This is a genomic window from Streptomyces sp. UG1 (genome assembly GCF_049974585.1).
Taxonomy (GTDB): domain Bacteria; phylum Actinomycetota; class Actinomycetes; order Streptomycetales; family Streptomycetaceae; genus Streptomyces.
Window position 1 is genome coordinate 1 of the sequence record NZ_JBNGGG010000046.1, and the last position, 20,694, is coordinate 20,694.

Genomic DNA, 20,694 nt, shown 5'->3' on the forward strand with positions numbered 1-20,694 from the left:
AGCGCCTCGGCAAGATCACGTTCTGGACGCTGTTCATCGGCTTCCACGGCACCTTCCTGGTCCAGCACTGGCTGGGCGCCGAGGGCATGCCGCGTCGTTACGCCGACTACCTCGCGGCCGACGGCTTCACCGCCCTGAACACCATCTCGACGATCAGCTCGTTCGTGCTCGGCGCGTCGCTCCTGCCCTTCTTCTACAACGTGTGGAAGACCGCGAAGTACGGCAAGCCGGTCGGCGTCGACGACCCGTGGGGCTACGGCCGCTCCCTGGAGTGGGCCACGTCCTGCCCGCCGCCGCGCCACAACTTCCTCACCCTGCCGCGGATCCGTTCCGAATCCCCGGCGTTCGACCTGCACCACCCTGAGATCGCCGCGCTCGACGAGCTCGAGAACGCCCCTCACGGCGAGAAGGCTCTGGTCGGCAACGGCGGCAAGGAGGCCGGCAAGTGAAGACTCAGGGCACGATGTTCGCCTGGCTGGGTGTCTTCATCCTGGCCATGGCGATTGTCTACGGCATCTGGTCGAAGGAGCCGGCCGGTACCACGGCCCTCTTCCTGGCCTTCGGTCTGGCCATCATGGTCGGCTTCTACCTGGGCTTCACCGCCCGGCGGGTCGACACGGGCGCCCAGGACAACAAGGAAGCGGACGTCGCCGACGACGCCGGCGAGGTCGGGTTCTTCAGCCCGCACAGCTGGCAGCCGCTCTCCCTCGCGATCGGAGGCGCCCTCGCATTCCTGTCGATCGCGATCGGCTGGTGGCTGATGTACTTCTCGGCGCCGCTGATCCTGGTCGGCATCTGGGGCTGGGTCTTCGAGTACTACCGCGGTGAGAACCGCACCCAGTAGCACGAGCTCGGCCGGATGGGAGCCCGGACACTCCGTCAGGAGGTCCGGGCTCCCTCGTTTGCCGCAATCGGCGTCACCCGTACGCATTACTGGGCGCGCCGCCGCTGACGCCGCTTCCTAGCGTGAAGCCATGAGCGAAACACCGCGCACGAGCACCGTCATAGGCTGCACGCTCCTGCTGGTCGCGCTCGGCGCGAGCGCCACCGGCTGCGGCAGCGACGGCAACCCGCTGTCCGCCGAGCCCTACGACGCGGCCGACCAGATCGCCTTCAACGGCCCCACGGGCGACGGCCGCAAGGCCGACCCCGACAAGCCCCTGGAGATCACCGCGGAGGACTCCGACGCCCGTATCACGGACGTCACCGCCAGGGACGCCACAGGGCGCTATGTCACGGGCGAACTCTCCGCCGACGGCACCCGGTGGCACAGCACCTCCCCGCTGGCCGCCAACGCCCGCTACACGGTGCGCGTGAGCACCGAGGACGAGGACGGCGCCCCCGGCCGCAGGGTCCTCACCTTCGACACGAGCAAGCCGACGAGCAAGAAGCACCTGACGGTGAAGTTCGGCCCCAAGCCGGGCAAGTACGGCGTCGGCCAGCCCATCACGGCGGAACTGAGCCGGCCCGTCAAGGACAAGAGCCAGCGGGCCGTCGTCGAGCGGGCCCTCAGGGTCGACTCGGTGCCCGACGTGGACGGCGCCTGGCACTGGGTGGACGACAAGGAACTCCACTACCGGCCCAAGGAGTACTGGCCCACCGGCGCCACCGTCCGGGCCCGCAGCAACCTCCACGGCATCAAGATCAGCGACCGCCTGTGGGGCGGCAGGGCCAAGCCCCTGAAGATCACCATCGGCGACAAGGTCATCGCCGTCACGGATGCCTCGGCGCACCGGATGACCGTCTACAAGAACGGCGAGGTCATCAACGAGATCCCGGTCACCACGGGCAAGCCCGGCTACGAGACCCGCAACGGCGTCAAGGTCGTACTGGCCAAGGAGGGCACCGTTCGGATGACCAGCGCCAGCATAGGTGCCTCGGACTTCTACGACCTGATCGTCCACCACTCCGTCAGGGTCACCAACAGCGGCGAGTACGTCCACGCGGCCCCCTGGTCGACCGGCTCCCAGGGGTACGCCAACGTCAGCCACGGCTGCACCGGGATGAGCCCCGGCAACGCCGCGTGGTTCTACGACACCATCAGCGAAGGCGACATCGTCCAGGTCGTCAACTCCAACGGCGCCACGATGGCCCCCTTCGGCAACGGCTTCGGCGACTGGAACCTGAACTGGAAGAAGTGGCGGGGCGGCAGCGCCCTGGTGGCCGGCAAGCCGGACGGTCCCGGTCCTGAAGAGGCGGCACGTCTCAGGCCAAGGGCAGTGTGACGCCCTAAGGGGCGCGGGGAACTGCGCGACCAGCCACAACGCACCCGCAGCCGCCCCACAACCTCAGAACCCGAGCTCCTAGGCGCTCTGCAGCCTCTCCGTCCGCAACAAAGAAGCCAGCGCCTCCGCGAACTCCACCGGCTCCACAGGCAACGTCACCGCCGCCTCGGCCCGGCTCCAGGTGGCCAGCCACGCATCCTGCGGCCGTGCGATCAGCACCAGCACCGGCGGACAGTTGAACACCTCGTCCTTGATCTGCCGGCAGACCCCCATGCCCCCCATGGGCACGGCCTCACCGTCCAGCACACAGACGTCGATGCCCCCCTTGTCCAACTCCTTGATGACGGCGGCAGGCGTCGCGCACTCCACGAACTGCACCACGGGCACGTCCGGAGCGGGCCGGCGACCGGTGGCCAACCTCACCTGCTCGCGGGTGTTGGAGTCGTCGCTGTAGACCAGCACCGTGGCGGTCGGCTGCATTGTTCCTCCGTGACGTCAGCGTCGTAAGGACAGGCCTGTCGGTCCGGATGCTACTCCCTTGAACACCACGTCAACACCGGTATGAACGGCCAAGACACTCCGAACGGCACCCCCCGGAGTGAGGGCGGGATAAGCGACCGACATAATGTCGGCGTGGCGACAGCAACGACAGTAGACAAGGGTCACGCGCACCCGTCGGTCAATCGACCGAACCTCACCAGCGTCGGAACCATCATCTGGCTGAGTTCCGAGCTGATGTTCTTCGCGGCCCTCTTCGCGATGTACTTCACCTTGCGATCGGTGACGGGTCCCGAGTTCTGGAAGGAGAAGGCCGACTTCCTGAACTTCCCGTTCTCGGCGACGAACACCACGATCCTGGTGCTCTCCTCCCTCACCTGCCAGCTCGGCGTCTTCGCCGCCGAGCGCGGTGACGTCAAGAAGCTCCGGGGCTGGTTCATCGTCACCTTCATCATGGGTGCGATCTTCATCGGCGGTCAGGTGTACGAGTACACCGAGCTGGTCAAGCACGAGGGCCTCTCGCTCTCGTCCGACCCGTACGGCTCGGTCTTCTACCTGACCACCGGCTTCCACGGACTGCATGTGACGGGCGGTCTCATCGCCTTCCTGCTGGTCCTCGGCCGCACCTACGCGGCCCGGAGGTTCACGCACGAGCAGGCGACCGCCGCGATCGTGGTGTCCTACTACTGGCACTTCGTCGATGTCGTCTGGATCGGCCTCTTCGCCACGATCTACATGATCAAGTAGCCGGGCCCGATCCCGCGCGCGTTCCACAACGCACCTACCAGAAGCATCGACGCAGAAGATCCTGACACCGGGGTAATCCGTGAAAAAGCTCTCCGCACGACGACGCCATCCGCTGGCGGCGGTCGTCGTCCTACTCCTCGCGCTGGCGTGCACGGGGGGGCTGTACGCCGTGTTTGCGCCCGCGGACAAGGCGCAGGCCGAGGAAACCGCCCAGTCCCTCACCATCGAGGAGGGCAAGAAGCTCTACACCGTCGGCTGCGCCAGTTGCCACGGAACCGGCGGTCAGGGCACCTCCGACGGTCCTAGCCTGGTGGGCGTCGGCGCCGCCGCCGTCGACTTCCAGGTCTCGACGGGCCGTATGCCGGCCGCCACCTCCCAGGGCGCGCAGGTCCCGAAGAAGAGGAACATCTACTCGCAGGCCCAGATCGACCAGCTCGCGGCGTACATCGCCTCGCTGGGCGCCGGTCCGTCCATCCCGACCGAGGCGCAGTACGGCCCCGAGGGAGCGGACATCGCCAAGGGCGGCGAGCTCTTCCGCAACAACTGCGCCCAGTGCCACAACTTCACCGGCAAGGGCGGCGCGCTGACGAAGGGCAAGTACGCCCCGAGCCTCGAGAATGTGGACCCCAAGCACATCTACGAGGCCATGCAGACCGGCCCGCAGAACATGCCGTCGTTCCCCGACACCACGCTGTCGGAGCAGAACAAGAAGGACATCATCGCGTACCTGCACGCGGTCAACAGCGACGAGACGGTCAACCCGGGTGGTCTGGAGCTGGGCGGCCTCGGCCCGGTCAGTGAGGGCCTGTTCGCCTGGATCTTCGGGCTCGGCGCATTGATCGCGGTCGCCGTCTGGGTCGCCGCTCGGACCGCAAAGGCCAAGAAGTCATGAGTAGCCAAGACATTCCAGAAGAGAACCTGCCCGCTGAGCAGGACGCCACCCAGGTAGCGGTCGCGGACGAGAAGCACCCGTTCGCCGACCCGGGCCTGCCGCCCCACGAGCACCGGATCCAGGACATCGACGAGCGGGCCGCCAAGCGGTCCGAGCGCACGGTCGCCCTGCTGTTCACGGTCTCGATGCTGGCCACCGTCGGCTTCATCGCCTCGTACGTCGCGATCCCGCACGACAAGTCGGTCTTCATCTTCCCGATCGGTCACCTCAACGCGCTGAACTTCGCGCTGGGCCTGACCCTCGGCGCGGCGCTGTTCTGCATCGGCGCGGGCGCGGTCCACTGGGCCCGCACCCTGATGTCGGACGTGGAGATCGCCGACGAGCGGCACGCGATCGAGGCGACCCCCGAGGTCAAGGCCAAGGTCATGGCCGACTTCAAGCAGGGCGCCAAGGAGTCCGCGCTGGGTCGCCGCAAGCTGATCCGCAACACGATGTTCGGCGCGCTCGCCCTGTTCCCGCTCTCCGGTGTCGTCCTGCTGCGTGACCTCGGTCCGCTGCCCGGCACCAAGCTGCGCCACACCCTGTGGTCCAAGGGCAAGCTGCTCGTCAACATGAACACCAACGAGCCGCTGCGTCCCTCGGACGTCGCGGTCGGCTCCCTCACCTTCGCCAAGCCGGAGGGCCTGGAGGAGCACGACCACGACTTCCAGACCGAGATCGCCAAGGCGGCCCTGATGATCGTCCGGCTCCAGCCCAACGACATCAAGGACCCGCAGGAGCTCGCCTGGTCGCACGAGGGCATCGTCGCGTACTCGAAGATCTGCACCCACGTCGGTTGCCCGATCTCCCTGTACGAGCAGCAGACGCACCACGTGCTCTGCCCCTGCCACCAGTCCACCTTCGACCTCTCCGACGGTGCCCGAGTGATCTTCGGCCCGGCCGGCCACGCCCTGCCGCAGCTGCGCATCGGCGTGAACGACGAGGGCTACCTCGAGGCGCTCGGCGACTTCGAAGAGCCCGTCGGTCCTGCTTTCTGGGAGCGCGGATGAGCACTACGACGTCCACCGAGTCCCGCGCACGCGGGAAGGCACCGGCCGGCGAGCGCGTCGCCGACTGGGCCGACGGCCGGCTGGGGATCTACTCCCTGGCCAAGGCCAACATGCGCAAGATCTTCCCCGACCACTGGTCGTTCATGCTGGGTGAGGTCGCGCTCTACAGCTTCCTCATCATCATCCTCACGGGTGTGTGGCTGACGCTGTTCTTCCACCCGTCGATGAACGAGGTGGAGTACCACGGCAGCTATGTCCCGATGCAGGGACAGCTGATGAGCGAGGCCTTCAAGTCGACGCTGGACATCAGCTTCGACGTGCGCGGCGGTCTGCTGATCCGGCAGATCCACCACTGGGCGGCGCTGATCTTCCTCGCGGCCATGTTCGTGCACATGATGCGCGTGTTCTTCACCGGCGCGTTCCGCAAGCCGCGTGAGATCAACTGGCTGTTCGGCTTCCTGCTGTTCGTGCTGGGCATGTTCACCGGTTTCACCGGCTACTCGCTCCCGGACGACCTGCTCTCCGGCACCGGTGTCCGCTTCACGCAGGGCGCGATCCTGTCCATGCCGATCGTCGGCACGTACATCTCCATGTTCCTGTTCGGCGGCGAGTTCCCCGGCGACGACTTCGTGGCCCGGTTCTACTCGATCCACATCCTGCTGCTGCCGGGCATCATGCTCGGCCTCGTGGTGGCGCACCTGATCCTGGTCTTCTACCACAAGCACACGCAGTTCGCGGGCCCCGGAAAGACCAACAAGAACGTGGTCGGCATGCCGCTGCTGCCGGTCTACATGGCCAAGGCCGGAGGCTTCTTCTTCCTGGTCTTCGGTGTCATCGCGGCCATCGCGGCGATCGCGCAGATCAACCCCGTCTGGGCCATCGGCCCCTACCGTCCGGACCAGGTGTCCACCGGCGCCCAGCCCGACTGGTACATGGGCTTCGCGGAGGGCCTGGTTCGCTACTTCCCGGGCTGGGAGGTCAACTTCTGGGGTCACACGCTGGTCCTCGGCGTGTTCATCCCGCTGGTGCTCTTCGGCCTGGTCCTGGGCGCGATCGCGGTCTACCCGTTCATCGAGTCCTGGGTCACCGGCGACAAGCGCGAGCACCACATCCTGGACCGCCCGCGCAACGCCCCGACGCGTACCGCCTTCGGCGTCGCCTGGATCACGGTGTACATGATCGGCCTGGTCGGCGGTGGCAACGACCTGTGGGCCACCCACTTCCACCTGTCGATCAACGCCGTCACCTGGTTCGTCCGGATCGGCTTCTTCGTCGGACCGGTCCTCGCGTTCATCATCACCAAGCGGGTCTGCCTCGGCCTGCAGCGCCGGGACAAGGACAAGGTGCTGCACGGCCGCGAGTCGGGCATCATCAAGCGCCTGCCGCACGGTGAGTTCATCGAGGTCCACGAGCCGCTCAGCCAGGACGCGCTGTACACGCTCACCGCGCACGAGCAGTACCAGCCGGCCGAGATCGGCCCGACGGTCGACGAGAACGGCGTCGAGCGCAAGGTGAAGGGCTCCGAGAAGCTGCGCGCCAAGCTCAGCAGGTCCTACTACGGCGAGGACGGCCAGATCGCCAAGCCGACGGTCGAGGAGTACAAGGAGATCACGAGCGGCCACGGCCACCACTGACGCCGCGCTGTCTACGCCACGGTTGAGGGCCCCGTCCGGTTGTACGGACGGGGCCCTCGGCCGTGCGCGGAGCTTTCTGTCGGGTCGGTGGGATTCGAGGGATGGCTCTCTGAACGGGGTGAGGTGCGGGCTCCGTCCGGTCTTCGGACGGGGCCCTTCTCCGTGCCCCGGGGCTGGATAGGGTGGACCTCGTTGAGACTCGCGTCCCGTAGTGCGGGACGCCTGACCCTGGAGCGGCTTATGAGCGCTGTGACCCCCGCTGGAGGCGACACCGCGGCGGGCCGTTCCTGGCCCCTGCTGCTGAACGGTCTGCTGGACGGCCGGGACCTGTCCGCCGACGACACCGCGTGGGCGATGGACCTGATCATGCGCGGTGAGGCGACGGACGCGCAGATCGCCGGGTTCGTGGTGGCACTGCGGGCCAAGGGCGAGACGGTGCAGGAGATCACCGGGCTCGTGCGGACGATGTACGAGCACGCGAACGTGATCGAGGTGCCCGGGCCCACCGTGGACATCGTCGGCACGGGCGGCGACGGTGCGAAGACCGTCAACATCTCCACCATGTCGGCCATCGTCATCGCCGGCACCGGCGCGAAGGTCGTCAAGCACGGCAACCGGGCGGCGTCCTCGGCGTCGGGCGCCTCCGACGTGCTGGAGAAGCTCGGCGTCAATCTGGAACTGCCGGTCGGACGGGTGGCCGAGGTCGCCGAGGAGGCCGGCATCACCTTCTGCTTCGCGGTGAAGTTCCATCCGGCGCTGCGCCATGTGGCCGCCGCGCGAGGCCAGTTGGGCATCCGCACCACCTTCAACGTGCTCGGTCCGCTGACCAACCCGGCCAAGGTCAGGGCGCAGGCGGTCGGCGTGGCGGACCCGCGCATGGCGCCGATCGTCGCGGGCGTCTTCGCCGAGCGCGGCAACTCCTCTCTGGTGTTCCGCGGCGACGACGGCCTCGACGAGCTCACCACCACGGCCACCTCCCGGGTGTGGGTCGTACGCGACGGCAAGGTGACCGAGGAGACCTTCGACCCGCGCGACGTCGGCATCGAGCTGGTGCCGGTGGAGGCGCTGCGCGGCGCCGACGCGTCCTACAACGCCGACGTGGCGCTGCGCCTGCTGAACGGGGAGACGGGACCCGTACGGGACGCCGTACTGCTCAACTCGGCCGCCGCACTGGTGGCGCTGAACCCGACCGACGCCCCGCTCGCCGAGCAGATCCGGGCCGGGATGGCGAAGGCGGCGCAGGCCATCGACTCCGGCGCGGCGAAGCGGACGCTGGATCGGTGGGTGGCCGCCAGCAACGCGTAGCCGACGCGCACGTGGTCCCGTGATGCGGACATGAGTTGCGGGACCACGAACACTTCGCGTACGTTCTCGAACAGGTCATGAGTGACAGTCACACGGCCCCGGCCGACTGTCCGGCAACCCTCCGTCCGTGGCGGGGTGCCCCGGGTGAAGACCAGGCCGTAGGCAGCGAGGTCTACGGCAAGCGCGTGACGAGGAGTCTTCCGTGAGCAATCGAATGCGATAGGGCCGCCGAGCCCCGCCTCCGCACACCCACCTTCACCCTGCACTTTTCTTCCTTCCTCTCACGGGAGTCCGCCATGTCCGTCTCCACCGCTGCCTCCGTCCAGAGCATTTGCGCCCCGCTGCCCGTTCTGGGCAGTGATGTCACCGTCCCGCTCGTCACCGGCGGCGAGGTCACCTACGCCGCGCTCGACTACGCCGCCAGCGCCCCCGCCCTCCAGCGCGTCTGGGACGACGTGGCCGCCTACGCGCCGTACTACGGCAGTGTCCACCGCGGTGCCGGCTACCTCTCTCAGCTCTCCACCGACCTGTTCGAGAACGCCCGCGGGACCGTCGCCGAGTTCCTGGACTGCCGGGCCGACGACCAGCTCGTCTTCACCCGGTCCACCACCGACTCGCTGGGCCTCCTCGCCGCCGCCCTCCCGGCCGACTGCCAGGTCTTCGTCTTCGAGACCGAGCACCACGCCTCCCTGCTGCCGTGGCGGAACGCGCAGGTCACCTACCTCGACGCGCCCCGCACCCCCCGCCAGGCGGTCGAGACCCTGGAGCGCGCCCTCGCCGACCGCGCCCCCCACGGCCCGGCCCTGGTCTGCGTCACCGGCGCCTCGAACGTCACCGGCGAGCTGTGGCCCGTACGGGAACTCGCGGCCGCCGCCCATGCGCACGGCGCCCGCATCGTGCTCGACGCCGCCCAGTTGGCCCCGCACCACCCGGTGAGCGTCCGTGACCTCGACGTCGACTGGGTCGCCTTCTCCGGCCACAAGCTGTACGCCCCCTTCGGCTCCGGCGTCCTCGCCGGGCGCGCCGACTGGCTGCGCGCTGCCGAGCCGTACCTCGCGGGCGGCGGCGCCAGCCGCAAGGTCTCGCGGCGCGAGGACGGGGGAGTGGACGTCGAGTGGCACGACAGCGCCGCGCGGCACGAGGCCGGGTCGCCCAACGTCATCGGCGCCTACTCCATCGCCTCCGCCTGCAAGGCCCTGACGGAGGCGGGCTTCGACACGCTCGTCGCCCGTGAGCAGCACCTGGTCCGGAAGGTGCGCGAAGGCCTCGCCGACGTCCCCGAGGTCCGCGTCCTGTCCCTCTTCGGCGACGACGCCCCCCGCGTCGGCGTCATCTCCTTCGTCGTCGACGGCTGGAACAGCTCCCACTTCGCCGCCGCCCTCTCCGCCGAGTACGGCATCGGGGTGCGCGACGGGCTGTTCTGCGCCCACCCGCTGGTCCGCACGCTGCTGGGCAGCGACCCGCAGACCCAGGGCGAGTGCGGTGCCCCGGAGGCGGCGCCGGGCGAGAAGTCCCTCAACGCGATCCGGGTGAGCTTCGGGGCCGGTACGCCGGACGAGCACGTCGAGCGGTTCGTGAACGCCGTGCGGGAGCTGGTGACGGACGGCGCCCGCTGGAGCTACCGCACCGAGGACGGCCGCTGCGTCCCGGACACCTCCGCGTGAGCCGGTAGCCGGGCGCCCAGCAGGATCATCCGCAGGGCCCGCTCAGTGGCGTCCGTGAGCAGTTCCGAGGCCCGCACCAGGGCCTCGGCCAGGGCCATCGGCGCCGGCAGGATCCCGCTGCACGCGTCCACCCCCGGTACGTCGTCCGCGCCCTCGCCGAGCGTGCCCGCGAGCACGAGTACCGGGCGGCCGTACCGCTTGGCCCGGCGGGCCACCTCGGCCGGGACCTTGCCGCGGGGCGTCTGGTGGTCCAGGGCGCCCTCGGCGGTGACGACCAGGTCGGCGCGGGCGAGACGGGCGTCCAGGTCGAGGTGGTCCAGGAGCACGTCGAAGCGGGGCAGGAGACGGGCGCCCAGCGCCGCGAGTCCGGCACCCAGGCCGCCGGAGGCTCCGGTGCCGGGGCCGTGGTGCAGGTCGGCGCCCACGACGCCCAGATCACGGGTGAGGACGCGCGCCCAGTTCTCCAGCCCCGCCGACAACTGCTCGACCTGCGCGGGCGTCGCCCCCTTCTGCGGACCGAAGACCCGGGCCACGCCGCGCTCGCCGCACAGCACGTTGTACGGGTTGCAGGCGACCAGCAGCTCCACGTCCCGCAGACGCGGGTCCAGGCCGGCCGGGTCGATCCGGGTGAGTCGTGGCAACTCCCGCCCTCCATGCGGGAGTTCGAATCCGTCGGCGTCCAGCAGCCGGGCGCCGAGGGCCTGGAGAGCGCCGGCGCCCCCGTCGGACGTACCCGAATCGCCGCAGCCGATCAGGACGCGCCGTACGCCCGTGTCGAGCGCGGCGCGGATCAGCTCGCCGACGCCGTACGTCGTCGTGGCGCCCGGGTCGCGCAGGGCGCGGGGCACCAGGGACAGCCCGGCCACCGCGGCCATCTCCACGACCGCCGTGTCCCGGGAGCCGAGCAGCGCGAAGTGCGTGCCGACGGTTTCGCCGACCGGCCCCGTGGCGGGCAGCGCGACAAGCCGACCACCGGTCGCCCCGGCCAGGGCGGCGGCCGTACCCTCACCGCCGTCGACCAGCGGAATCAGATCCAGCACGGCATCCGGCAGCACCCGCCGCACCCCGTCGGCAATGGCATCGGCGGCGGTCTGGGCGGACAGGGACTCCTTGAAGCCGCTGGGGGCTACGACGACGCGGGTCAGCATCAGAGGGCTCCTATGTAGATCGGGGAGGGCAACGCCCTGCTTTCAGGGGCGCGGGGCTGTGACATATGCGGCTCCGCCGCGTGGGCGCGACCAGCCACGACGGCGCGGCAGACGACGGACGGCATGACCCGGCACTCACAGTGGAATGCCAAGCAACGGCCACACCACAACGGCGAACAGCAGTACGAGCGCGGCGGTCAGCGGCGCCAGGACCGCCGACAAACGCAGCAGGTCGCGCGAAGTGAAGGTCGGCGTCCCGGGAAGGTCGGAGAAGAGCGCGACCGGCTTCGCCGATGCCGGAAGCGTGTGGCAGAAACCGGCCGCCGCAGTGGACGCAAGCGCCGCAGCCACCGGATTGACCCCGGCCCCCACCGCCGCCGAGACCACCAGCGGCACCAGCACCGACGAACGGGCCGACCGGGACTGAAGTACCAGGTGGGCCGCAGTACTGACCACGATCACCACAGCCAGGAACCACACCGGACTGACACCCGCCGGAAGCCCCTCCACCAGCCACTTCGCCGCCCCCGAGTCGGCAAGCGCCACCCCCATCGCCATCGTCGCCGCCATGAACAGCAGCAGCGACCACGGCACCGTCCTGAGCGCGTCCTTCAGACGCACGGTGCCGAGCGCCGGCGAGGCCGCCACCACCGCGCCGATCAGCGCCACGACCGCGGGCGGCACCCGGTGCAGCGGCTCGCTGCACCACAGCACGACGACGGTGCCGAGCAGCAGCGCGCACCGCTTCTCCGCCTGCGACCAGGGGCCGGTGACCGGGTGCTCGCTGTGCTCCTGGATCTGCTCGGGGGTGATGTGCACAGGACCCTTGCGGTCCGCGCGCCGGGTGGACGTCAGCAGCACGGCCTCGGCGGCCAGGTGGGACGAGACCACCGCGAGCGGCAGGCCCAGCAGCAGCCACTCGGTGAAGCCGATCCGGTCACCGGTCGCCTGCCACAGCACCGACACGGTGATCAGATGCGCGCCCGCCCCGATCAGGGTCGCCACCGCCGACAGCAGGATCACGGTCGGGAACAGCAGCGCCAGCATCACCACCAGTCGCCTCCGGTCGGCCAGCGCCTTGGCCAGCGCGAGGAACACCGGCAGCGCGAGCGCGGCCCGTCCCGAGGTGGCCGGCACCGCGAACGCCGTGACGACCAGGGCGGCCGTGGTCAGGTGCACGAGCTGCCGTACCGTGCGCGCCCCGCCGACCAGGAACGCCGCCGCCCGACCCGCGAGCCCCGTCCGGGTCACCGCAGCCGCCAGCACGAAGGCGCAGATCAGCAGCCACACCGTCGAGTCGCCGAGGGTGCCGAAGAGGGCGTCGCTGCTGATCACCCCGGTCACCGTGAGCGCGAGCCCGGCGCCCAGCGCGATGTACGTGTCGTCGACCGGTGTGGCGATCCAGGCGCAGGTCGCCAGCGCGAACACGGCGAGGGTGAGGCGGGCGTCGGCGCCGAGGCCGGGGAAGTTGCCGGGCACCGCGAGCAGTGCGCACAGGGAGAGCGCTGCGCACAGGGCCGCGAGCGGACGGAGGTTCAGGGTCACGTCATCGAGGGTTCACCTGAGCCGTGAGCCTTCGATGAGCCATACATGAAAGGGACTTCACGCGGGGAGGCGGTACCCCACGCCGCGTACCGTCTCGACCCGTTCGGCGCCCAGCTTCTTGCGCAACGCCCGGACGTACACGTCCACGATGTTGGAGCCCGGGTCGAAGTCGTAGCCCCACACGTGCGACAGGATCTGCTCGCGGGACAGTACCTGCCCGGGATGCCTCAGGAACAGCTCCAGGAGCACGAACTCACGGGCCGTCAGATCGACCGTCCGCTCCCCGGCCCGCGCCCGCCGGGTGCGCAGGTCCAGCGTGAGCGAGCCGGACCGCAGCACCGTCACCTCGGGCGCCCTGGCGGCCGTACGCAGTCGCAGCCGCACCCGGGCGAGCAGTTCCTCGAAGCGGAACGGCTTGGTCATCCAGTCGTCGGCGCCGCCCTCCAGACCGGCCACCGTGTCCCGTACGGAGTCCCGCGCGGTCAGCACGATCACCGGGACCGTCACCCGGGCCTCGCGCATCTCGCGCAGCACCGTGAAGCCGTCCCGGCCGGGCAGGCCGATGTCGAGGACGACCAGGTCGAAGCCGCCGGTGACCGCGTACTCGTACGCCGCGTCGCCGTCGCCCACGACGGTCGTGGTGAAGCCGTTGGAGCGCAGGCCCTTCTCCACGAAGGAGGCGATCCTGTCCTCGTCCTCGACGATGAGAATCCGGTTCATGTCCGTCCCTCTCCGAGTGCCAGTACGAAGGTGGCGCCGCCGCCCGCCGTGTCGCTCAGCCGCACCCGGCCGCCGTGCGCCTCGGCGATCGCCCGCACGATCGCCAGGCCGAGCCCGGCGCCGGAGCCGCGGGTGCCGCGCCGGGAGGTGCCGCGCCGGAACCGCTCGAAGATCACCTCGGCGTCCTGCGGCTGCACACCGCACCCGGAGTCGGCGACGTACAGCTCGACGCCCGTCGCGTCGGCGCGGGAGCCGATCCGGACCGGCTGCCCGGGCGCGGTGTGCTGCACGGCGTTCTGGGCGAGCTGGACCATGGCCTGGGTGATCCGCTGCGGGTCCAGCTCGGTCTCGACGTCGGCCACCTCGGCCAACTGCCAGTCGCGTTCGCCGAGGGTGCGGGCCTTGACGTAGACGTCGGCGGTGAGCTCGGCCAGCTGGACCGGCTCGGGGGTGACGAAGTCGGGGCGCTCGGCCTTGGCGAGCAGGAGCAGGTCCTCGACGATGCGGCTCATGCGGTCCAGCTCGTCGGTGACCAGCCGTATCGTCTCCTCGCGCTCGGCCGGATCGTCGCCCATCAGCTCCAGGTGGCCGCGCACGATGGTGATCGGTGTGCGCAGCTCGTGTCCGGCGTCGTCGACGAACTCGCGCTGGGCGGCGAAGGCGCGCTCCAGCCGGTCCAGCATGGCGTTGAACGTCTCCGCGAGCGCGGCGATGTCGTCCCGGCCGTGCACCGGGATACGGCGGGTGAGGTCCTGCTCGGTGAGTTGTGCGGCGGCGGTGCGCACCAGCCGTACGGGCTTGAGGATCCGCCCGGCGACGGCCCAGCCGATGCCGGTCGTCAGCAGCAGGGCGACCCCGGAGATGGCGAGCAGGATGCGGAACTCCTCGTTCACCGCGGCCTGTTCACGACCGGGGTGGAAGGCGACCACGAACGCGGCCTCCGCCTCGCCGCCCGCCCGCGCGATGGCGACCTTGGCCCAGCGGATCTCACCGGAGGGGCGGTCCACGGTGCCGGTGGAGTCGGGCGAGTCGTAGATGCGGCGGACGGCGTCGTCGTCCTTGTGCAGGGGTACGGCGACGGGGATGTCGCGCTGCTGGACGAACTGGGCCGGAGTGCGGCCCGCCCCTCGGCCCACCAGCCCGATCAGCTCCTCGTCCGGGTCGGCGTACTGCCGCACCAGGAACTCGCGCAGCAGCCGGGAGGGGTCGGTGAACGGGCGGCCGGTGCGGGGGTCGACGCCCTGCTCCTGGAAGTTGGCGAACTCGCCGGCCTCCTGGGCGAGCAGCCCGTTCACCCGGTGGTCGACGTCCCGCAGCAGGATCGAGCGCGTCGTGGTCGCCACGGACACCAGCCCCACGGCCATCACCAGCAGCAGCCAGAGCAGGATGCGGACCCGCGCGGAGATCCGTCGGCGCACGGGAGGCGGGGGTGTCTTCTCGGCCATGCCGGCACCGCACGGGACGTTCAAAACACCCCCTAGCCGTCGTCCCCGGGCTCGCCGCTGTCGTCGTCCGAGGGGTCCCGGTCGGCGGTGTCATCGTCGTCGCCGGGGGAGCCGCCGGTCACCGGAGGCCTGGACACGACCTCGTCGCTCGGTGTGGGTGTGGGCCGGGCGGGGGACGGCGTGGGGGAGCCGCTGTCCAGTTCCACCCTGGGCGGCACCTCCGGCGACTCCGGCCGATCGGTGAGGGCGAAGCTGGTCGCGGCGATGCCCAGCGGAATCGCCACTACGGCGGCCAGGGCCGCGATCCGGTGCGAGAAGACCATGCGGCCGATCCTGCCCCCGGCACCCGGCGGTGCGGATGAGCCCAGGATGAAGAACTCTTCATCCGCGGGGCCGGTCCGTCAGTTGTCCAGGCCGATCGCGAAGGCGGCCTCGATGTCGTGCTGCGAGTAGGTGCGGAACGCCACGTGCGTGTCCGTGCCCTCGACGCCGGGGATCTTGCTGATCCGCCCGGGGATGACCTCGGCCAGCTCCTCGTGCTCCTTCACCCGCACCATGGCGATCAGGTCGTAGGTGCCGGTGACGGAGAAGACCTCGGTCACGTTCTCCAGCGAAGCGATCCGCTCCGCGATCTCGGGGATCCGGTCCACGCTGGTCTTGATCAGGACGATCGCGGTGATCACGGCTGGTTCTCTCCCTCGGGGGCCGGAGCTGGGGCGGGCTTCACTCTAGTCGGACGTCCGAAGCGGGCCCACGCGAAGCCGAAGCCCAGCCCGAAGCCCACCACGTGCGCCAGATACGCCACCCCCGGCCCCTGGCCCGCGCGCTCCGCCGCCACCCACTGCAGCGCCACCCAGAAGGGCAGCACCACCCACGCCGGGAAGCGCAGCGGCAGGAAGAGCAGGAACGGCAGCAGGCTTGTCACCCGCGCTGCGGGGAAGAGGAACAGGAACGCGCCGAGGACCGCCGAGATCGCCCCGGACGCGCCGACCAGGGACCGGGTGGAGTCGTCGTTCGCGGCGGCGTAGCCCAGCAGGGCCAGATAGCCGCAGCCGATATAGAAGAGCGTGAACTGGACGCGGCCCATCCGTTCCTCGGTCATCGTGCCGAAGACGTAGAGGAAGAGCATGTTGCCGAGCAGGTGCACCCAGCTTCCGTGCACGAAGAGGGCCGTCGCGGGAGTGAGGGCGGCCCGGGGCGCGCCCTCGAAAAGTTCCGCGGGAACCACGCCCCAGCGGTGGAAGTAGGCCCGCTGCGCGGCGATCAGCCCCTCGCCGGAGCCGTACGCCGGATTGAGCCCCGCCGCCGGGCCGAGCAGGAAGAGCAGGCAGCACAGGGCGATCAGCCCGTGCGTCACCGGCGCCGACGACCGCGGGGCCGACCGGCTCGCCGCCCTGGCGAACCGGGCCCGAAAACGCGCCACGCTCCAGTTGCCGATCATGGCTACAGAGCATGACGTAACAGGACGCAGCCGCACAGACCGCCTCGCCGCCCGGGACGGACGGGCGACGAGTACCCGCCAGGCCGTAGGGTTACGAGCCACACGCACCGGGGTGCCGGAGCGTCGCGGACAATAGAAGACCACGCAAGGAAAGAGCACAGTCACGATGACGGTTCCTCTGCCCACCGACACCACGCGGTGGCGCTGCACCCTCTGCGGCAACCTCACGCGTTTCGACGTGACGCGCTCGTCCAGGGTCGTGGAGTACGTGCACCTCGATCTGGCCGGCGAGCCCAAGGTCGAGGAGCGCGAGGTGCTCAGTGAGACGATCGAGTCGGTGCGCTGCCGCTGGTGCAATGCCGTGGACAAGGTGGAACTCGTGGACAGGCCGGGCGCCGGCTCCTGACGGGAGCGGGCCCCGTACAGACTTGGGGTGTGACGGATGGTGGAGACACAAGGCGGGGGGCCGGGCGACGGCGCCGCCGAGGTGCTCGACCGTCCGCTGCCCGACGGCGTACGGCGCAAGGTCGTGCAGATCGTGTCCGACGGTTTCGGCAGCCTGACCGTCGGCGAACTGCCCGCACAGCTTCGGCAGTACGCCAGATTCGCGCCGAACCGCCGAGCCAAGTTCGCCGGCAACGCGATGGCCGCCGCGCTGGAGACCGATCCGCTGTTCCGCCAGCGCATCGGCGAGAAGCTCAGAGAGGCACAGCCGGAACTCACCGGCGCCCTCGACTCCGGCTCTGCCCCCCCGGCCGCGGACCCGCTCGACGTGGCGGCCGCGGCCTATGTTCTGCGGCCCACTGACTGGGTGAAGCTGGTCACCGCGGCCGGTGAGGAGGCCCAGCGGGCCGACGCCGAGCGCGCCGACGAGGAGACCCGCGCCGAGCTGGAGCGGCTGCGCGAGGAGCTCGACCACGCCCGGGAGCACACCCGGCACGAGACCGAGCGGCTGCGCACCGAGCTGGACGCGGCCAAGAAGGAAGCGGAATCGCTTCACCGGAAACTGCGCTCCGCGCTCAGCGACGTCAAGCGCGGCGAGGCCGCCGTGCGCAAGGTCCAGGGCGAGATCGAGGCCGTGCGCGCCGAGGCGCAGGCCCAGGTCTCCGTGGCCGAGAGCGAGACCCGGCGGCTCAAGGCGCGGCTCGGGGAGGCCGAGGCCGCCCTGGAGGCCACGCGCAAAGCGGCACGCGAGGGGCGCAGCGTCGAGGACATGCGCGTACGGCTGCTCCTGGACACCCTCCTGGACGCCACCCAAGGGCTGCGCAGGGAACTGGCGTTGCCGCCGGTCTCCGTACGGCCCGCCGAGACCGTGGACGCGGTCGAACCGGGACGTATGACCCCGAAGGACATCGCGGCCCGGGCGCTGTCCGAGAACGACCCGGCGATCCTCGACCAGCTTCTCGCCCTGCCGCAGGCCCACTTGGTGGTCGACGGCTACAACGTCACCAAGACCGGCTATCCCCAGATGCCCCTGGAGAAGCAGCGCCTGAGGCTCCTCGGCCAGCTCTCGCAGCTCGCCGCGCAGACCGGCGCCGAGGTGACCTGTGTCTTCGACGGGGCCGAGCTGGCCGCGCCGGTGCTGCTCGCGCCGCCGCGCGGGGTGCGGGTGCTGTTCTCCAAGCCGGGCGTGACCGCCGACGAGCTGATCCGCCAGCTGGTGCGCGCCGAGCCGCCGGGCCGTCCGGTCATCGTCGCCTCGACCGACCGCGAGGTGGCCGACGGGGTGGCCCGGGCCGGGGCCCGGCCGGTGGCTTCTGCGGTGCTTCTGAAGCGACTGTCCTGAATCGGCCAACGTACGGGCGCAATGCCCGAATTGACCCGACCGGTGCGCAACGTAGCGTCAAGCCAGGGTCACGGCTTGTGAGTTGTGTGTAAAGAATGCAGGGTGTGACGAGAATTTTCTTCTGAGGATTTGATCTGATCACAAGAGGGTCACTAGGGTCTGGCGTCGAACCTCCGAGCGGGTGATCACTCAGAAGAAGGAGTTCACCTCCGTGGCGTCCCACCGTCGACCCAAGCAGCCGAGCCGAGCGCGCGTGACCGTGCTCACCACCGCGGCCGCTGCAGCCGTGGCCATCACCTCGCAGGCGGCCAACGCGGCCCCCAGCGAGAAGCCGAGCAAGGATGAGGTCAAGGCCAAGGTCGACAAGCTCTACGAAGAGGCCGAGCACGCCACCGAGGAGTACAACGGGGCCAAGGAGAAGCAGGGGAAGCTCCAGAAGGAGATCTCCACCATCCAGGACAACGTCGCGCGCGGTCAGGAGGACCTGAACGAGCTGCGCGACTCCATGGGCCTGGCGGCCGCCGCCCAGTACCGCACGGGCAGCATCGACTCCTCCGTCCAGCTCTTCCTGTCGTCCGACCCGGACGACTACCTGGACAAGGCGTCCACCATGGACCAGCTCAGCGCTCAGCAGGTCGAGTCGCTGAAGAAGGTCCAGGAGAAGCAGCGCTCACTCGCCCAGCAGCGCGCCGAGGCCGCCGAGAAGCTGAAGGACCTCTCCTCCACCCGCGCCGAACTGGGCAAGAAGAAGAAGCAGGTCCAGGCCAAGCTCGCCGAGGCGCAGAAGCTGCTCAACACCCTCACGGCCGCGGAGAAGGCCGCCCTCGCCGCCGCGGAGGAGCGCGCCAGCCGTTCCTCGGCCGAGCGCGTGGACCTCGGCAACGCCGCCCCCGGCTCGGGCCGTGCCATGGCCGCCTTCCAGGCCGCCCAGAGCAAGATCGGCTCGCCCTACGTCTACGGCGCCTCCGGCCCGTCCTCCTTCGACTGCTCGGGCCTGACCTCCTGGGCCTTCGCCCAGGCCGGCGTCTCCATCCCGCGCACCTCGCAGGCCCAGGCCAGCGCCGGTCCGCGCATCTACAGCCAGTCCGCCCTCAAGGTCGGCGACCTGGTCTTCTTCTACGGCGACCTGCACCACGTCGGCTTCTACGCCGGCAACGGCCAGATCCTGCACGCCCCGCGCACCGGCACGGTCGTCCGCTACGAGTCGATCAACAACATGCCGTTCCAGTTCGGCGTCCGCATCTGAGCCCGGCCGACCGCCTGCAAGATCAACACAGCGTGCCGCCCGAACGAGCGAATCACCGCACCGCCGACTGACCCCACGCCCCGCCGATGACCTGCGTCAGAGGCGGGGCGTCACTTTGTGTGCCCGCCAAGGCCGTTGGTCGTCGTCCGCTCGCATGGCTAGCATCGCCGCGTCCGTCGGACGGCCTGTGGAAGGAACCCGTGGGGGGAGACGGGTGGCGTCCGGCATCTGAGAGGAGAGCGGCTTTCCGTGGGGTCCCATCGTCGCATTGCAGCCCCCGGTTTCGACCGGGGCGCCAACGCAGCGCTCTGCGTCATGTCGGCCGCCGCCGCGGCCCTCGGAGTCACGCCGGCCACGGCCGCGCCACAGGACGACACCCGGGCCAAGGTGGACCGCCTCTACGCGGAGGCCGAGAAGGCCACCGAGGCCTACAACCGGGCCGACGAGCGCGCCGACCGGCTCCGTGAGCAGGTGGGCAGGGCCCAGGACCGGATCGCCCGGCAGCAGCAGGACATCAACTCCATGCGGGACGTGCTCGGTTCGCTGGCCGGCGCCCAGTACCGCGCCGGCGGACTCGACCCCTCCCTCGCCCTGCTGCTCTCCGACGACCCGGAGGACTACCTCGACAAGGCCGCCGCGCTCGCCCGGATCACCGCCCACCAGGCCGGCGAGCTCAAGAAGCTCCAGGACGCCATGCGCCTGCTCGCCCAGGAGCGCTCCGAGGCGACCGGGACCCTCGCCGAGCTGGAGAAGAGCCGCCAGGCCGTCGCCGTCCACAAGCGGACCGTGGAGCGCAAGCTCGCCGAGGCCCGCAGGGTCCTGAACTCCCTGACGGCGAGCGACCGCGCCGCCTACGACCGCGCCTCCCGCTCCGGCCGTATGGACCTGCCCGACTTCGGCGCTGCCGTCGCGCCCTCGGGCCGGGCCGCGGCCGCCGTCGCCGCCGCCCGGTCCGCGCTGGGCCGGCCGTACGTCTGGGGCGCCAACGGGCCCTCCGGCTTCGACTGTTCGGGCCTGATCCAGTGGTCGTACAGCCAGGCCGGCGTCTCCCTGCCGCGCACCTCGCAGGGTCAGCGCTACGCCGGCCGGCAGGTCCCGCTCTCCGAGGCCCAGCCCGGCGACGTCGTCACCTACCGCTCCGACGCCAGCCATGTCGGGATGTACATGGGCAACGGCCAGGTGATCCACGCGCCCTATCCCGGCGCACCCGTGCGCTACGACCCGGTGGGCATGCTGCCGGGGGCGACGGTCACGAGGGTCTGACCCCCGCGCCCTAAGCGGACCTGGTGAAGTCCACTGCGGTTCGGCAACGCCCTCAAGGGGCGCGGGGCAGCATCGATAGGCGGCTC

At 70.3% G+C, this 20,694-nt stretch carries 21 protein-coding genes and 1 riboswitch; of the genes, 13 read left to right on the forward strand and 8 right to left on the reverse strand.

The window, feature by feature from the left end; translation table 11 throughout:
• The 3 genes from ACP4J3_RS39850 to ACP4J3_RS39860 form a co-directional block, all read left to right on the forward strand.
• Nucleotides 1-449: cbb3-type cytochrome c oxidase subunit I (locus ACP4J3_RS39850; RefSeq protein ID WP_426541242.1), on the forward strand; the 449-nt coding region annotated here is incomplete at its 5' end.
• Nucleotides 446-844, forward strand: a complete 399-nt coding sequence (locus ACP4J3_RS39855; protein ID WP_426541244.1) for a cytochrome c oxidase subunit 4 — start codon at nt 446-448, stop codon at nt 842-844. The genes ACP4J3_RS39850 and ACP4J3_RS39855, both read left to right, overlap by 4 nt.
• Before the next feature lie 130 nt (nt 845-974).
• Complete coding sequence (locus ACP4J3_RS39860) at nt 975-2,225, forward strand: Ig-like domain-containing protein (protein ID WP_426541246.1); 1,251 nt, start codon at nt 975-977, stop codon at nt 2,223-2,225.
• Between the two features lie 78 nt (nt 2,226-2,303).
• On the opposite strand, the gene ACP4J3_RS39865 is transcribed toward ACP4J3_RS39860, so the two are convergent.
• The gene (locus tag ACP4J3_RS39865) at nt 2,304-2,705 is read right to left on the reverse strand and encodes a response regulator transcription factor (RefSeq protein WP_194047088.1); all 402 of its coding nucleotides are present in this window, start codon (nt 2,703-2,705) and stop codon (nt 2,304-2,306) included.
• A gap of 153 nt (nt 2,706-2,858) precedes the next feature.
• On the opposite strand from ACP4J3_RS39865, the gene ACP4J3_RS39870 reads away from it, so the two are divergent.
• The 6 genes from ACP4J3_RS39870 (at nt 2,859) to ACP4J3_RS39895 (ending at nt 10,014) form a co-directional block, all read left to right on the forward strand.
• Nucleotides 2,859-3,470: a cytochrome c oxidase subunit 3 gene (locus ACP4J3_RS39870; RefSeq protein ID WP_426541248.1), complete on the forward strand. Its 612-nt coding sequence runs from the start codon at nt 2,859-2,861 to the stop codon at nt 3,468-3,470.
• 79 nt (nt 3,471-3,549) lie between these two features.
• Nucleotides 3,550-4,362 carry a c-type cytochrome gene (locus ACP4J3_RS39875; RefSeq protein WP_426541250.1) on the forward strand — a complete coding sequence of 271 codons (813 nt, stop codon included), beginning with the start codon at nt 3,550-3,552 and terminating at the stop codon, nt 4,360-4,362.
• The gene (locus tag ACP4J3_RS39880) at nt 4,359-5,411 is read left to right on the forward strand and encodes a Rieske 2Fe-2S domain-containing protein (protein ID WP_426541252.1); all 1,053 of its coding nucleotides are present in this window, start codon (nt 4,359-4,361) and stop codon (nt 5,409-5,411) included. Before ACP4J3_RS39875 ends, ACP4J3_RS39880 begins: the two co-directional genes overlap by 4 nt.
• On the forward strand, nt 5,408-7,045 hold the full coding sequence (locus ACP4J3_RS39885; RefSeq protein ID WP_426541254.1) for a cytochrome b: 1,638 nt from the start codon (nt 5,408-5,410) through the stop codon (nt 7,043-7,045). Before ACP4J3_RS39880 ends, ACP4J3_RS39885 begins: the two co-directional genes overlap by 4 nt.
• 240 nt (nt 7,046-7,285) lie before the next feature.
• The gene (trpD, locus tag ACP4J3_RS39890; protein ID WP_426541256.1) at nt 7,286-8,350 is read left to right on the forward strand and encodes an anthranilate phosphoribosyltransferase; all 1,065 of its coding nucleotides are present in this window, start codon (nt 7,286-7,288) and stop codon (nt 8,348-8,350) included.
• 73 nt (nt 8,351-8,423) lie between these two features.
• Nucleotides 8,424-8,540: riboswitch (SAM riboswitch) on the forward strand.
• Nucleotides 8,541-8,646: 106 nt separating this feature from the next.
• Nucleotides 8,647-10,014: an aminotransferase class V-fold PLP-dependent enzyme gene (locus tag ACP4J3_RS39895; protein ID WP_426541258.1), complete on the forward strand. Its 1,368-nt coding sequence runs from the start codon at nt 8,647-8,649 to the stop codon at nt 10,012-10,014.
• Here ACP4J3_RS39895 and ACP4J3_RS39900 read toward each other — a convergent pair.
• The 7 genes from ACP4J3_RS39900 to ACP4J3_RS39930 form a co-directional block, all read right to left on the reverse strand.
• A complete protein-coding gene (locus ACP4J3_RS39900; protein WP_426541260.1) occupies nt 9,969-11,162 on the reverse strand; it encodes a glycerate kinase in 1,194 nt (397 codons plus the stop codon). The two genes, ACP4J3_RS39895 and ACP4J3_RS39900, sit on opposite strands and share 46 nt — an antisense overlap.
• A 135-nt stretch (nt 11,163-11,297) precedes the next feature.
• Nucleotides 11,298-12,707, reverse strand: coding sequence for an SLC13 family permease (locus ACP4J3_RS39905; protein ID WP_426541262.1), 1,410 nt, complete (start codon nt 12,705-12,707; stop codon nt 11,298-11,300).
• Nucleotides 12,708-12,764: 57 nt separating this feature from the next.
• On the reverse strand, nt 12,765-13,427 hold the full coding sequence (locus tag ACP4J3_RS39910; RefSeq protein WP_426541264.1) for a response regulator transcription factor: 663 nt from the start codon (nt 13,425-13,427) through the stop codon (nt 12,765-12,767).
• Complete coding sequence (locus ACP4J3_RS39915; protein ID WP_426541421.1) at nt 13,424-14,791, reverse strand: ATP-binding protein; 1,368 nt, start codon at nt 14,789-14,791, stop codon at nt 13,424-13,426. Before ACP4J3_RS39915 ends, ACP4J3_RS39910 begins: the two co-directional genes overlap by 4 nt.
• Before the next feature lie 113 nt (nt 14,792-14,904).
• Nucleotides 14,905-15,195, reverse strand: coding sequence for a small secreted hydrophilic protein (locus ACP4J3_RS39920; protein WP_426541266.1), 291 nt, complete (start codon nt 15,193-15,195; stop codon nt 14,905-14,907).
• A 78-nt stretch (nt 15,196-15,273) separates the two neighbouring features.
• Nucleotides 15,274-15,555, reverse strand: a complete 282-nt coding sequence (locus tag ACP4J3_RS39925) for an Lrp/AsnC family transcriptional regulator (RefSeq protein WP_272123209.1) — start codon at nt 15,553-15,555, stop codon at nt 15,274-15,276.
• The gene (locus ACP4J3_RS39930) at nt 15,552-16,313 is read right to left on the reverse strand and encodes a rhomboid family intramembrane serine protease (RefSeq protein ID WP_426541269.1); all 762 of its coding nucleotides are present in this window, start codon (nt 16,311-16,313) and stop codon (nt 15,552-15,554) included. Before ACP4J3_RS39930 ends, ACP4J3_RS39925 begins: the two co-directional genes overlap by 4 nt.
• A gap of 166 nt (nt 16,314-16,479) precedes the next feature.
• Between ACP4J3_RS39930 and ACP4J3_RS39935 the strand changes: the two genes are divergently transcribed.
• The 4 genes from ACP4J3_RS39935 (at nt 16,480) to ACP4J3_RS39950 (ending at nt 20,608) form a co-directional block, all read left to right on the forward strand.
• On the forward strand, nt 16,480-16,719 hold the full coding sequence (locus tag ACP4J3_RS39935; protein ID WP_426541271.1) for a hypothetical protein: 240 nt from the start codon (nt 16,480-16,482) through the stop codon (nt 16,717-16,719).
• Between the two features lie 36 nt (nt 16,720-16,755).
• A complete protein-coding gene (locus tag ACP4J3_RS39940; RefSeq protein WP_426541273.1) occupies nt 16,756-18,099 on the forward strand; it encodes an NYN domain-containing protein in 1,344 nt (447 codons plus the stop codon).
• 211 nt (nt 18,100-18,310) lie between these two features.
• On the forward strand, nt 18,311-19,345 hold the full coding sequence (locus tag ACP4J3_RS39945) for an NlpC/P60 family protein (protein WP_426541423.1): 1,035 nt from the start codon (nt 18,311-18,313) through the stop codon (nt 19,343-19,345).
• 249 nt (nt 19,346-19,594) lie between these two features.
• Nucleotides 19,595-20,608: an NlpC/P60 family protein gene (locus tag ACP4J3_RS39950; RefSeq protein ID WP_426541275.1), complete on the forward strand. Its 1,014-nt coding sequence runs from the start codon at nt 19,595-19,597 to the stop codon at nt 20,606-20,608.
• Nucleotides 20,609-20,694: the final 86 nt, after the last annotated feature.

Bases quoted from the DNA above. Each gene is read 5' to 3' on its own strand.
- ACP4J3_RS39860 (WP_426541246.1), top strand. From the start codon at position 975: ATGAGCGAAACACCGCGCACGAGCACCGTCATAGGCTGCACGCTCCTG.
- ACP4J3_RS39865 (WP_194047088.1), bottom strand. From the start codon at position 2,705: ATGCAGCCGACCGCCACGGTGCTGGTCTACAGCGACGACTCCAACACC.
- ACP4J3_RS39880 (WP_426541252.1), top strand. From the start codon at position 4,359: ATGAGTAGCCAAGACATTCCAGAAGAGAACCTGCCCGCTGAGCAGGAC.
- ACP4J3_RS39885 (WP_426541254.1), top strand. From the start codon at position 5,408: ATGAGCACTACGACGTCCACCGAGTCCCGCGCACGCGGGAAGGCACCG.
- trpD (WP_426541256.1), top strand. From the start codon at position 7,286: ATGAGCGCTGTGACCCCCGCTGGAGGCGACACCGCGGCGGGCCGTTCC.
- ACP4J3_RS39895 (WP_426541258.1), top strand. From the start codon at position 8,647: ATGTCCGTCTCCACCGCTGCCTCCGTCCAGAGCATTTGCGCCCCGCTG.
- ACP4J3_RS39900 (WP_426541260.1), bottom strand. From the start codon at position 11,162: ATGCTGACCCGCGTCGTCGTAGCCCCCAGCGGCTTCAAGGAGTCCCTG.
- ACP4J3_RS39910 (WP_426541264.1), bottom strand. From the start codon at position 13,427: ATGAACCGGATTCTCATCGTCGAGGACGAGGACAGGATCGCCTCCTTC.
- ACP4J3_RS39915 (WP_426541421.1), bottom strand. From the start codon at position 14,791: ATGGCCGTGGGGCTGGTGTCCGTGGCGACCACGACGCGCTCGATCCTG.
- ACP4J3_RS39920 (WP_426541266.1), bottom strand. From the start codon at position 15,195: ATGGTCTTCTCGCACCGGATCGCGGCCCTGGCCGCCGTAGTGGCGATT.
- ACP4J3_RS39930 (WP_426541269.1), bottom strand. From the start codon at position 16,313: ATGATCGGCAACTGGAGCGTGGCGCGTTTTCGGGCCCGGTTCGCCAGG.
- ACP4J3_RS39935 (WP_426541271.1), top strand. From the start codon at position 16,480: ATGACGGTTCCTCTGCCCACCGACACCACGCGGTGGCGCTGCACCCTC.
- ACP4J3_RS39940 (WP_426541273.1), top strand. From the start codon at position 16,756: ATGGTGGAGACACAAGGCGGGGGGCCGGGCGACGGCGCCGCCGAGGTG.